Source organism: Nocardiopsis rhodophaea (assembly GCF_039530945.1).
Classification (GTDB): Bacteria; Actinomycetota; Actinomycetes; order Streptosporangiales; family Streptosporangiaceae; genus Nocardiopsis_C; species Nocardiopsis_C rhodophaea.
Genome location: NZ_BAAAPC010000007.1, coordinates 72,914 through 84,231, shown reverse-complemented (window position 1 = coordinate 84,231; position 11,318 = coordinate 72,914). Strand labels below are relative to the sequence as shown.

Genomic DNA, 11,318 nt, shown 5'->3' with positions numbered 1-11,318 from the left:
CGGCTAACAGAACCGGCGTAGGTCACGAGAAAGACGGAGACGCGGTGCCCACCATCCAGCAGCTGGTCCGCAAGGGCCGACAGGACAAGCTCACAAAGAGCCAGACCCCGGCGCTGAAGGGGAGTCCGCAGCGTCGTGGTGTGTGCACGCGTGTTTACACCACCACGCCCCGGAAGCCGAACTCCGCGCTGCGCAAGGTCGCCCGTGTGAAGTTGAGCAGCGGTATCGAGGTCACTGCCTACATTCCCGGTGTCGGGCACAACCTGCAGGAGCACTCCATCGTGCTCGTGCGCGGTGGCCGCGTGAAGGACCTGCCGGGCGTCCGGTACAAGGTCATCCGCGGTTCGCTGGACACTCAGGGCGTCCGTAACCGCAAGCAAGCGCGTAGCCGTTACGGCGTTAAGAAGGAGAAGTAAGCATGCCGCGCAAGGGCCCGGCGCCGAAGCGCCAGCTGATCACTGACCCCGTCTACGGGTCGCCGCTGGTTACCGCACTGATCAACAAGGTGCTGCTGGACGGCAAGCGCTCCATCGCCCAGGGGATCGTCTACGACGCCCTCGAGGGCTCCCGCGAGAAGACGGGACAGGACCCGCTCGTGGTTCTGAAGCGTGCTCTGGACAACGTGAAGCCCTCCCTTGAGGTGCGCAGCCGCCGCGTTGGTGGCGCCACCTACCAGGTGCCGGTTGAGGTCCGTGCGTCGCGGAGCACCACGCTCGCTCTCCGCTGGCTCGTCACCTACGCGCGCCAGCGCCGTGAGAAGACGATGACCGAGCGTCTGATGAACGAGCTGGTCGACGCCAGCAACGGTCTTGGCGCGAGCGTCAAGCGCCGCGAGGACACGCACAAGATGGCGGAGTCGAACAAGGCTTTCGCCCACTACCGCTGGTAATCCCCGCGGCCGAATCGATACGAGAGACCGAGAGAAGACGAGCCACATGGCTACCACTGCTCTTGACCTAGCCAAGGTCCGCAACATCGGGATCATGGCGCACATCGACGCGGGTAAGACCACGACGACCGAGCGGATCCTCTACTACACCGGCGTGACCTACAAGGTCGGTGAGGTCCACGATGGCGCGGCCACCATGGACTGGATGAAGGAGGAGCAGCAGCGAGGGATCACGATCACCTCGGCTGCTACCACCACCCATTGGGACGACCACACCATCAACATCATCGACACGCCCGGCCACGTGGACTTCACGGTCGAGGTCGAGCGGGCGCTGCGTGTGCTCGACGGTGCGGTCGCGGTGTTCGACGCCAAGGAAGGCGTCGAGCCCCAGTCCGAGCAGGTGTGGCGCCAGGCCGACCGGTACAACGTCCCGCGTATCTGCTTCGTCAACAAGATGGACAAGATCGGCGCCGAGTTCCACCGCTGCGTGGACATGCTGGCCGACCGCCTCGGGGCCAACCCGCTGGCGATCCAGCTTCCGATCGGTGCCGAGTCCGACTTCAAGGGCGTCATCGACCTTGTCCACATGAAGGCGCTCGTCTGGAACGCCGAGGCGAAGCTGGGCGAGATGTACGACACGGTCGACATCCCGGAGACGCACGCCGAGGCCGCCCGCGAGGCGCACGACAAGATGATCGAGACGCTGGCCGAGGCCGACGACGAGATCATGGAGCTCTACCTGGAGGGCGTCGAGCCCACGGTGGAGCAGATCGTGCCCGCCATCCGGCGCGCCACCATCGCGGGGACCGCGGTTCCGGTGCTGTGCGGCACCGCGTTCAAGAACAAGGGCGTGCAGCCCCTGCTCGACGCGGTCACCGCCTACCTGCCCTCGCCCCTGGACGTCGAGTCCGTCACCGGTCACGACCCCAAGGACGAGTCCGAGGAGGCCAGCCTCAGCCGCAAGCCGAGCGAGGAAGAGCCCCTCGCTGCTCTGGTCTTCAAGATCATGAGCGACCCGCACCTGGGCAAGCTGACGTACCTGCGCGTCTACTCCGGCGTTCTGGAGGCCGGCACGCAGGTGCTGAACAGTGTCAAGGGGCGCAAGGAGCGCATCGGCAAGATCTACCGGATGCACTCCAACAAGCGCGAGGAGATCGCGCGTGTCGGTGCCGGTGACATCGTCGCCGTCATGGGCCTGAAGGACACCACGACGGGTGAGACGCTGTGCGACTCCGCGCAGCCGATCGTCCTGGAGTCGATGAGCTTCCCGGCCCCGGTCATTCGAGTCGCCGTCGAGCCGAAGACCAAGAGCGACCAGGAGAAGCTGGGCGTCGCGATCCAGCGTCTGGCCGACGAGGACCCGTCCTTCCAGGTCTCCACCGACGAGGAGACCGGCCAGACCATCATCGCCGGTATGGGTGAGCTCCACCTTGAGGTGCTCGTCAACCGGATGCGCGACGAGTTCAAGGTCGAGGCGAACATCGGTAAGCCCCAGGTGGCCTACCGCGAGACCATTCGCAAGAAGGTCGAGAAGGTCGAATACACCCACAAGAAGCAGACGGGTGGTTCGGGCCAGTTCGGTCGCGTCATCATCGACCTCGAGCCCCTCGCGGCCGATGGCGACGGTGACAGCGGCGGTTACGAGTTCGTCAACAACATCACCGGTGGCCGCATCCCGCGGGAGTACATCCCGTCCGTGGACGCGGGCTGCCAGGAGGCTGCCGAGTTCGGTGTCCTCGCGGGGTACCCCCTGGTCGGGATCAAGGTCTCCCTGCAGGACGGCGCCTACCACGACGTCGACTCCTCCGAACTCGCCTTCAAGGTCGCCGGCTCCATGGCGTTCAAGGAGGCGGCGCGCAAGGCCAAGCCGGTTATTCTCGAGCCGGTCATGGCGGTCGAGGTCACGACGCCCGAGGACTACATGGGCGACGTGATCGGTGACCTGAACAGCCGACGCGGTCAGATCCAGTCGATGGAGGAGCGCGCCGGAACCCGGCTCGTCAAGGCCCTGGTGCCTCTGTCGGAGATGTTCGGCTACGTGGGTGACCTGCGCAGCCGAACCCAGGGTCGAGCCAACTACACGATGGTGTTCGACTCCTACGTCGAGGTGCCGAGCAACGTCCAAGAAGAGATCGTTGCGAAGGCGCGCGGCGAATAACCGCGGACACGTAACCAGTCAGCTAGCAATCCTGTACGTCTAGGAGAAGTCCAGTGGCGAAGGCCAAGTTCGAGCGGACCAAGCCGCACGTAAACATCGGCACCATCGGTCACATCGACCACGGTAAGACCACGCTTACCGCCGCTATCACCAAGGTTCTGCACGAGGCGTACCCGGACCTCAATCCGTTCACGCCGTTCGAGGACATCGACAACGCTCCGGAGGAGCGCGAGCGCGGTATCACCATCTCCGTCGCTCACGTCGAGTACCAGACCGAGGCGCGTCACTACGCCCACGTTGACTGCCCGGGTCACGCGGACTACGTGAAGAACATGATCACCGGTGCCGCCCAGATGGACGGGGCCATCCTCGTCGTGGCCGCCACCGACGGCCCGATGCCGCAGACCAAGGAGCACGTGCTCCTGGCCCGCCAGGTCGGCGTTCCGTACATCGTCGTCGCCCTGAACAAGGCCGACATGGTGGACGACGAGGAGATCTTCGAGCTCGTCGAGCTTGAGATCCGTGAGCTGCTCACCGAGTACGAGTTCCCGGGCGACGACGTCCCGGTCGTCAAGGTCTCCGCGCTCAAGGCGCTGGAGGGCGACTCCGACGCCGCCAACGGTGTCCTGGAGCTCATGAAGGCCGTGGACGAGAGCATCCCCGAGCCGCAGCGTGCCACCGACAAGCCGTTCCTGATGCCGATCGAGGACGTCTTCTCGATCACCGGTCGCGGCACCGTCGTCACCGGCCGCATCGAGCGCGGCATCATCAAGGTCAACGAGACCGTCGACATTGTCGGCATCAAGGAAGAGAAGCAGACGACCACCGTCACCGGTGTCGAGATGTTCCGCAAGCTCCTCGACGAGGGCCACGCGGGCGACAACGTCGGTCTGCTGCTGCGCGGCACCAAGCGCGAGGACGTCGAGCGCGGCCAGGTTGTCATCAAGCCGGGCACGACCACCCCGCACACGGAGTTCGAGGCGCAGGTCGTCATCCTCTCCAAGGACGAGGGTGGCCGCCACACGCCCTTCTTCAACAACTACCGCCCGCAGTTCTACTTCCGGACCACGGACGTCACCGGCGTCGTCACGCTGCCCGAGGGCACCGAGATGGTCATGCCGGGCGACAACACCGCCATGACGGTCCAGCTGATCCAGCCGGTCGCCATGGAAGAGGGTCTGAAGTTCGCCATCCGCGAGGGTGGCCGGACCGTCGGCGCGGGCCGCGTTACCAAGATCATCAAGTAGCAGCAACGCGCAGGGGCGGCATGAGTCCGCCCCTGTGTGGCGGCCGGGCCCTGCGGCGCCCTTTTCCGGGGCGCCGCGCAACCCGGGCCCGGCCGCCACACCATGAACGACGTCATCGGGCTCTGTAGCGGTGATGCACCTCCAGGGGACAGCCCTGTAGCAGTTTCTCAGGTGAATAGAGCCTCAAGACTTAAAGGGCAGCCTCTGCAGGGCACAGGGCCGGTCAACTGGCACCGCGCCTCTACGGACACTAAGCGAAGGACGAAAAGGCCACCATGGCGGGACAGAAGATCCGCATTCGGCTCAAGGCCTATGACCACGAGGTCATCGACAGCTCGGCTCGAAAGATCGTCGAGACCGTGACGCGGACTGGCGCGAGCGTCGCTGGCCCGGTGCCGTTGCCGACGGAGAAGAACGTTTACTGTGTCATCCGCTCGCCGCACAAGTACAAGGACTCGCGCGAGCACTTCGAGATGCGCACGCACAAGCGGCTGATCGACATCATCGACCCGACGCCGAAGACCGTCGACTCGCTCATGCGGCTCGACCTTCCGGCCGGCGTCGACATCGAGATCAAGCTTTAAGGGACGCACAGACATGGCCACCAAGCAGATCAAGGGAGTTCTGGGCGAGAAGCTCGGCATGACCCAGGTCTTCGACGAGTCGGGCAAGATCGTGCCCGTCACCGTTGTGAAGGCCGGTCCGTGCGTCGTGACGCGCGTCCGTACCCCGGAGACCGACGGTTACTCCGCCGTCCAGCTCGGCTTCGGGAAGATCAACCCGCGCAAGGTGAACAAGCCGCTCGGCGATTACCTGCGCAAGCACGAGCTCACCCCTCGCCGCCACTATGTCGAGGTTCGCACCTCCGACGCCACCGAGTACCAGCTCGGCCAGGAGGTCACCGCCGACGTGTTCGAGGTCGGCCAGAAGGTCGACATCACGGGCAAGACCAAGGGCAAGGGCTTCGCCGGTGTCATGAAGCGCCACGGCTTCCACGGCCTGAGCGCGACGCACGGCACCCAGCGCAAGCACCGCTCGCCGGGCGCCATCGGCGGCTGCGCCACGCCCGGCCGCGTGTTCAAGGGCGTGCGGATGGCCGGGCGCATGGGCAACCGGCGCAAGACCGTGCAGAGCCTGACCGTGCAGTCGGTGGACGCGGAGAAGGGCATCATCCTGGTCAAGGGCGCGGTTCCCGGCCCCAACGGCGGGCTGGTGCTCGTCCGTACCGCCGCGAAGGGGGACAAGTAAGACATGGCGACGATCGAGGTCAAGAACCCCGACGGCGCGGCCGGCCGGAGCATCGAGCTCCCTGACGCGATCTTCGACCAGCAGGCGAACATCCCGCTGATGCACCAGGTCGTGAACGCGCAGCTGGCCGCCGGGCGCCAGGGGACCCACGCCACCAAGACCCGCGGCGCCGTCCGCGGCGGTGGCAAGAAGCCCTACCGCCAGAAGGGCACCGGCCGGGCCCGCCAGGGTTCCATCCGGGCTCCGCAGTACACCGGTGGTGGCACGGTCCACGGGCCGCAGCCGCGCGACTACGCCCAGCGTACGCCCAAGAAGATGAAGGCCGCCGCTGTCCGCGGGGCCCTCTCCGACCGGGCGCGCAACGGGCGCGTGCACGTCATCAGCGACTTCGTCGCTCCCGACGTCACCACCAAGCGCACCCAGACCGCTCTGAAGGCGCTGCGCCAGCTCACCGACTCCGACAAGGTGCTGGTGGTCCTGGCCCACGAGGACGAGCACAACCGTCTGGCGCTGGGGAACCTGCGCGAGGTGCACATCCTCGACTCCGACCAGGTGAACACCTACGACGTCCTCTACGCGGACGACGTCGTCTTCACCGAGGCGGGCTACGAGGAGTTCCTGGCTCACGCGTCCGGTGCCGCGAAGGCAGCGACGTCTCAGGAGGACGACCAGTGAGGATCCCCGACCCTCGGGACATCATCGTCGAGCCGGTGATTTCCGAGAAGAGCTACGGCCTGATGGACCAGAACCAGTACACGTTCCTGGTCCGGCCCGACGCCAACAAGACGCAGATCAAGATCGCGGTGGAGAAGATCTTCGACGTGAAGGTCACCTCCGTGAACACGATCAACCGTCAGGGCAAGCGGAAGCGTACGCGCTTCGGTTACGGGAAGCGTCCCGACACCAAGCGCGCGGTCGTGAGCCTGCGTGAGGGCGACCGGATCGACATCTTCGGCGTCTGATCAGGTTCGCCTGACCGCTTCATCCCGAGTAACACGCAAAGGAATGCACGAAGAAGATGGGCATTCGTAAGTACAAGCCGACGACACCGGGTCGTCGCGGTTCCAGCGTGAGCGACTTCGTCGAGATCACGCGCTCGGAGCCGGAGAAGTCCCTGGTGCGTCCGCTTCACTCCAAGGGCGGGCGAAACGGCCACGGCCGTATCACCGCTCGCCACCAGGGTGGCGGACACAAGCGCGCCTACCGCGTCATCGACTTCCGTCGCCACGACAAGGACGGTGTCCCGGCCAAGGTCGCTCACATCGAGTACGACCCGAACCGCACCGCGCGCATCGCCCTGCTCCACTACGTCGACGGGGAGAAGCGCTACATCCTCGCCCCGGCCGGCCTGAAGCAGGGCGACAAGGTGGAGAACGGCCCCACCTCGGACATCAAGCCGGGCAACTGCCTGCCGCTGCGCAACATCCCCACGGGTACGTTCGTGCACGCGGTCGAGCTGAAGCCGGGCGGCGGTGCCAAGCTGGGCCGTTCCGCTGGCACGCAGATCCAGCTGCTCGCCAAGGAGGGCGCCTACGCCACGCTGCGTATGCCGTCCGGTGAGATGCGCCAGGTCGAGGTCACCTGCCGGGCCACGGTGGGACAGGTCGGCAACGCCGAGCAGTCCAACATCAACTGGGGCAAGGCCGGCCGCTCGCGGTGGAAGGGCAAGCGCCCGACCGTCCGCGGTGTGGTCATGAACCCGATCGACCACCCGCACGGTGGTGGTGAGGGCAAGAGCTCCGGTGGCCGCCACCCGGTCAGCCCGTGGGGCAAGAAGGAAGGCCGGACCCGGGCGAAGAACAAGGCCAGTGACCGGCTCATCGTGCGTCGGCGTAGCAAGAAGAAGCGGTAAGGAGCACGTCTGATGCCACGTAGCCTTAAGAAGGGTCCCTTCGTCGACCACCACCTGATCAAGAAGGTGGAGGACCAGAACGAGAAGGGCACCAAGAACGTCATCAAGACGTGGTCCCGGCGTTCCATGATCGTCCCCGAGATGATCGGGCACACCATCGCCGTCCACGACGGGCGCAAGCACATCCCTGTGTTCGTGTCCGAGTCGATGGTCGGCCACAAGCTCGGCGAGTTCGCTCCCACGCGCACTTTCCGGAGCCACGTCAAGGAAGACCGCCGCAGCCGTCGTTAGCGGTTGCAGTAGGAGTAAAAGCCATATACCCCGCGCCAAGAGAGAAAGCGGTGCGTGGGGGTGATTTCCGTGAGCGAGGGAAAAGCGATGGGAACGAGGGCACAGGCACGGTTCGTCCGTGTTACGCCCCGAAAGGCCCGCCGGGTGGTGGACCTTATTCGCGGGTTGCCCGCTGACGAGGCAGTGGCGGTGCTCAAGTTCGCGCCCCAGGCGGCTAGCGAACCTGTGGGCAAGGTGCTCGCGAGCGCCATCGCCAACGCCGAGCACAACGACAAGCTGGACCGCGAGACGCTGGTCGTCGGGGGCGCCTGGGTGGACGAGGGTCCGACCCTGAAGCGCATCCGGCCGCGGGGCTTCGGCCGCGCCTTCCGGGTCACCAAGCGGACGAGCCACATCACCGTGGTCGTTGAGCCGCGCGACAGCGCCGGCGCCTCGTCGAAGACGAAGGAAAGGACCCGATAGTGGGGCAGAAGGTCAACCCGCACGGGTTCCGACTCGGTATCACCACCGACTTCAAGAGCCGGTGGTACGCCGACAAGCTGTACAAGGACTACGTCAAGGAAGACGTGGCCATCCGCCGGATGCTGACCCGCGGCATGGAGCGTGCCGGGATCTCCAAGGTCGAGATCGAGCGCACCCGTGACCGTGTCCGCGTCGACGTCTACACCGCCCGGCCGGGCATTGTCATCGGCCGCCGCGGTTCGGAGGCCGACCGCATCCGTGCCGACCTTGAGAAGCTGACCAAGAAGCAGGTCCAGCTGAACGTCTTCGAGGTCAAGAACCCCGAAACCGACGCTCAGCTCGTCGCTCAGGGTGTCGCGGAGCAGCTGTCCAGCCGAGTCGCGTTCCGCCGTGCCATGCGTAAGGCGATCCAGAGCGCGATGAAGGGCGGCGCCAAGGGCATCCGCATCCAGTGCGGTGGCCGTCTGGGCGGCGCCGAGATGTCGCGCTCGGAGTTCTACCGCGAGGGCCGCGTGCCGCTGCACACGCTGCGCGCCGACATCGACTACGGCTTCTTCGAGGCCCGTACGACGTTCGGTCGCATCGGTGTGAAGGTGTGGATCTACAAGGGCGACGCCCCGGCCACCCGGGCCGAGCGCGAGGCGGCCCAGGCCGCGCAGCGCACGCCGGGCGGCGGCGGTGGCGGCGGCGGTCAGCGCCGTGAGCGTCCGCAGCGTCGTCGTCGTGGCGGCCAGCAGGGCGGCCAGGGCCAGCAGGCCGAGGCCAAGTCCGGCGCGTCCGCCGAGTCGGCCGCAGGCACGGCCGAGAAGTCCGGGAACGAGGGGAGCTGACCAATGCTCATTCCCCGCAAGGTCAAGTACCGCAAGCAGCACCACCCGGACCTCAAGGGTCGCGCCAAGGGTGGGACGCAGGTGCACTTCGGTGAGTACGGCATCCAGGCGCTGGAAGCCGCCTACGTCACCAACCGGCAGATCGAGTCCGCTCGTATCGCCATGACGCGTCACATCAAGCGTGGCGGCAAGGTCTGGATCAACATCTTCCCGGACCGCCCGCTCACGAAGAAGCCGGCCGAGACCCGCATGGGTTCCGGTAAGGGCTCGCCCGAGTGGTGGGTGGCCCCGGTGAAGCCTGGGCGCGTGATGTTCGAGCTGTCGGGTGTGCCGGAAGACGTGGCCAAGGAGGCCATGCGTCGGGCGATGCACAAGCTCCCGATGAAGTGCAAGTTCGTGAAGCGCGAAGTGGAGGCGTGATGGCGAAGTCCCTGACCGCCCAGGAGCTTCGGACCCAGTCCCAGGAGGACCTGGCCGCCAAGCTCAAGGAGGCGAAGGAAGAGCTGTTCAACCTCCGCTTCCAGGCCGCCACCGGGCAGCTGGACAACCACGGGCGGCTGCGCACCGTGAAGCGTGAGATCGCTCGGATCTACACGGTCATGCGGGAGCACGAGCTCGGCATTGTGCCGCTGGCCGGTGAGTCGGCTGAGAAGACGAAGGAAGCAGCCGAATGAGCGAGAACACCGAGAAGGTGAGCGCGACGGGCTCCGAGCGTAACTACCGCAAGGTGCGCGAGGGCTACGTCGTCAGCGACAAGATGCAGAAGACCGTGGTCGTCGAGGTCGAGGACCGCGTCAGGCACGCGCTGTACGGCAAGATCATCCGCCGCACCACCAAGTACAAGGCCCACGACGAGGCGAACTCCTGCGGCATCGGTGACCGGGTCCGCTTGATGGAGACCCGCCCGCTGTCCGCGACCAAGCGCTGGCGCGTCGTGGAGATCCTGGAGAAGGCCAAGTAAACCCCTGCCTCGGCGGCCGGTTCGTGGAGATCGGCCGCCCAAGGGGTGAGACCACCTAGCAGCGCGGGTCGGAACCCGCCTGCCAATATCAGGAGCAGACGTGATTCAGCAGGAGTCGCGACTCAAGGTCGCCGACAACACGGGGGCCAAGGAGATCTTGACCATCCGTGTCCTCGGTGGCTCGGGTCGGCGCTACGCGGGCATCGGCGACACCATCGTCGCGACGGTGAAGGACGCCCTTCCCGGCGCCGGCGTGAAGAAGGGCGATGTCGTCAAGGCCGTTATCGTGCGCACCACCAAGGAGCGCCGCCGGCCCGACGGCTCCTACATCCGCTTCGATGAGAACGCCGCCGTCCTCATCAAGGACGGTGGGGACCCGCGAGGTACCCGTATCTTCGGCCCGGTCGGCCGTGAGCTGCGGGACAAGAAGTTCATGCGCATCATTTCGCTGGCGCCGGAGGTGCTCTAGGCGATGAAGATCAAATCTGGCGACGAGGTCATCGTCATCGCCGGCAAGGACAAGGGTGCCACCGGGAAGGTCGTCAAGGCTCTTCCCAAGGAGCAGCGTGTCGTCGTCGAGGGCGTGAACCTCATTAAGAAGCACAAGAAGGCGAACCCGGCGGCCGGCCAGCAGGGCGAGGTCGTGACGAAGGAGGCGCCGATCCACGTGAGCAACGTCGCGCTCGTCGAGGACGGCAAGGCCACCCGCGTCGGGTACCGCTTCGAGGACGACGGCACGAAGGTTCGGATCTCCCGCCGTACCGGTAAGGACATCTGATGACGGTCACCAATGAGACGGCGAGCGCAGGCACCGCCGCCCCGGCGATGCCCCGCCTCAAGGAGAAGTACCGCTCGGAGATCGTCCCTGCTCTTCGCGAAGAGTTCGGCATCGGCAACATCATGCAGGTCCCCGGTCTGACGAAGATCGTGGTCAACATGGGTGTCGGTGAGGCCGCTCGCGACGCGAAGCTGATCCAGGGCGCGATCGCCGACCTCACGGCGATCACCGGGCAGAAGCCCAAGGTCAACCGTGCGAAGAACTCGATCGCGCAGTTCAAGCTGCGCGAGGGCATGCCGATCGGCGCCAGCGTCACGCTGCGCGGCGACCGCATGTGGGAGTTCCTCGACCGGCTGCTTTCGCTGGCGCTTCCCCGGATCCGGGACTTCCGCGGGCTCTCCCCGAAGCAGTTCGACGGCCGCGGTAACTACACCTTCGGGCTGACCGAGCAGGTCATGTTCCACGAGGTCGACCCGGACAAGGTCGACCGCCAGCGTGGGATGGACATCACTGTCGTCACCACGGCGACCAACAACGAAGAGGGGCGCAGCCTGCTCAAGCAGCTCGGGTTCCCCTTCAAGGAAGCCTAGGGGGATCTG

The 11,318-nt window shown here is 66.0% G+C and carries 18 protein-coding genes; all 18 read left to right on the top strand.

The genetic code is table 11. The features are described 5' to 3' along the window. The first annotated feature begins 44 nt into the window (after positions 1 to 44). Positions 45 to 416 (top strand): 30S ribosomal protein S12, encoded by a 372-nt coding sequence (gene rpsL / locus ABD259_RS09665; protein WP_017621532.1) that lies wholly within the window; start codon positions 45 to 47, stop codon positions 414 to 416. 2 nt (positions 417 to 418) lie between these two features. After that, on the top strand, positions 419 to 889 hold the full coding sequence (gene rpsG / locus ABD259_RS09660; RefSeq protein WP_344100429.1) for a 30S ribosomal protein S7: 471 nt from the start codon (positions 419 to 421) through the stop codon (positions 887 to 889). A 46-nt stretch (positions 890 to 935) separates the two neighbouring features. After that, on the top strand, positions 936 to 3,050 hold the full coding sequence (gene fusA, locus ABD259_RS09655; protein ID WP_344100427.1) for an elongation factor G: 2,115 nt from the start codon (positions 936 to 938) through the stop codon (positions 3,048 to 3,050). Positions 3,051 to 3,103: 53 nt separating this feature from the next. Next, positions 3,104 to 4,297 carry an elongation factor Tu gene (tuf, locus tag ABD259_RS09650; protein WP_344100425.1) on the top strand — a complete coding sequence of 398 codons (1,194 nt, stop codon included), beginning with the start codon at positions 3,104 to 3,106 and terminating at the stop codon, positions 4,295 to 4,297. A gap of 275 nt (positions 4,298 to 4,572) precedes the next feature. Next, positions 4,573 to 4,881: a 30S ribosomal protein S10 gene (gene rpsJ, locus ABD259_RS09645; RefSeq protein ID WP_017621536.1), complete on the top strand. Its 309-nt coding sequence runs from the start codon at positions 4,573 to 4,575 to the stop codon at positions 4,879 to 4,881. Between the two features lie 13 nt (positions 4,882 to 4,894). After that, positions 4,895 to 5,545 carry a 50S ribosomal protein L3 gene (gene rplC, locus ABD259_RS09640; protein ID WP_344100423.1) on the top strand — a complete coding sequence of 217 codons (651 nt, stop codon included), beginning with the start codon at positions 4,895 to 4,897 and terminating at the stop codon, positions 5,543 to 5,545. A 3-nt stretch (positions 5,546 to 5,548) separates the two neighbouring features. After that, a complete protein-coding gene (gene rplD / locus ABD259_RS09635; RefSeq protein ID WP_344100421.1) occupies positions 5,549 to 6,220 on the top strand; it encodes a 50S ribosomal protein L4 in 672 nt (223 codons plus the stop codon). Continuing rightward, the gene (rplW, locus tag ABD259_RS09630; protein ID WP_344100419.1) at positions 6,217 to 6,507 is read left to right on the top strand and encodes a 50S ribosomal protein L23; all 291 of its coding nucleotides are present in this window, start codon (positions 6,217 to 6,219) and stop codon (positions 6,505 to 6,507) included. The genes rplD and rplW overlap by 4 nt, the downstream gene beginning before the upstream one ends. Before the next feature lie 56 nt (positions 6,508 to 6,563). Continuing rightward, the gene (rplB, locus tag ABD259_RS09625; RefSeq protein WP_017621540.1) at positions 6,564 to 7,397 is read left to right on the top strand and encodes a 50S ribosomal protein L2; all 834 of its coding nucleotides are present in this window, start codon (positions 6,564 to 6,566) and stop codon (positions 7,395 to 7,397) included. A gap of 12 nt (positions 7,398 to 7,409) precedes the next feature. After that, positions 7,410 to 7,688 carry a 30S ribosomal protein S19 gene (rpsS, locus tag ABD259_RS09620; RefSeq protein WP_344100416.1) on the top strand — a complete coding sequence of 93 codons (279 nt, stop codon included), beginning with the start codon at positions 7,410 to 7,412 and terminating at the stop codon, positions 7,686 to 7,688. Between the two features lie 87 nt (positions 7,689 to 7,775). Further along, entirely contained in the window at positions 7,776 to 8,150 is a 375-nt protein-coding gene (gene rplV / locus ABD259_RS09615) for a 50S ribosomal protein L22 (protein ID WP_344100814.1), read from the top strand. After that, positions 8,150 to 8,980: a 30S ribosomal protein S3 gene (gene rpsC, locus ABD259_RS09610; protein WP_344100414.1), complete on the top strand. Its 831-nt coding sequence runs from the start codon at positions 8,150 to 8,152 to the stop codon at positions 8,978 to 8,980. The genes rplV and rpsC overlap by 1 nt, the downstream gene beginning before the upstream one ends. A 3-nt stretch (positions 8,981 to 8,983) precedes the next feature. After that, positions 8,984 to 9,400: a 50S ribosomal protein L16 gene (gene rplP, locus ABD259_RS09605; RefSeq protein WP_017621544.1), complete on the top strand. Its 417-nt coding sequence runs from the start codon at positions 8,984 to 8,986 to the stop codon at positions 9,398 to 9,400. Then, complete coding sequence (gene rpmC, locus ABD259_RS09600; protein WP_017621545.1) at positions 9,400 to 9,654, top strand: 50S ribosomal protein L29; 255 nt, start codon at positions 9,400 to 9,402, stop codon at positions 9,652 to 9,654. The genes rplP and rpmC overlap by 1 nt, the downstream gene beginning before the upstream one ends. Then, positions 9,651 to 9,941 (top strand): 30S ribosomal protein S17, encoded by a 291-nt coding sequence (gene rpsQ, locus ABD259_RS09595; RefSeq protein WP_344100411.1) that lies wholly within the window; start codon positions 9,651 to 9,653, stop codon positions 9,939 to 9,941. The genes rpmC and rpsQ overlap by 4 nt, the downstream gene beginning before the upstream one ends. Before the next feature lie 100 nt (positions 9,942 to 10,041). Next, positions 10,042 to 10,410, top strand: coding sequence for a 50S ribosomal protein L14 (gene rplN / locus ABD259_RS09590; RefSeq protein ID WP_344100409.1), 369 nt, complete (start codon positions 10,042 to 10,044; stop codon positions 10,408 to 10,410). Between the two features lie 3 nt (positions 10,411 to 10,413). After that, positions 10,414 to 10,719, top strand: a complete 306-nt coding sequence (rplX, locus tag ABD259_RS09585; protein ID WP_184079634.1) for a 50S ribosomal protein L24 — start codon at positions 10,414 to 10,416, stop codon at positions 10,717 to 10,719. Then, positions 10,719 to 11,309: a 50S ribosomal protein L5 gene (gene rplE, locus ABD259_RS09580; protein WP_344100406.1), complete on the top strand. Its 591-nt coding sequence runs from the start codon at positions 10,719 to 10,721 to the stop codon at positions 11,307 to 11,309. The genes rplX and rplE overlap by 1 nt, the downstream gene beginning before the upstream one ends. Positions 11,310 to 11,318: the final 9 nt, after the last annotated feature.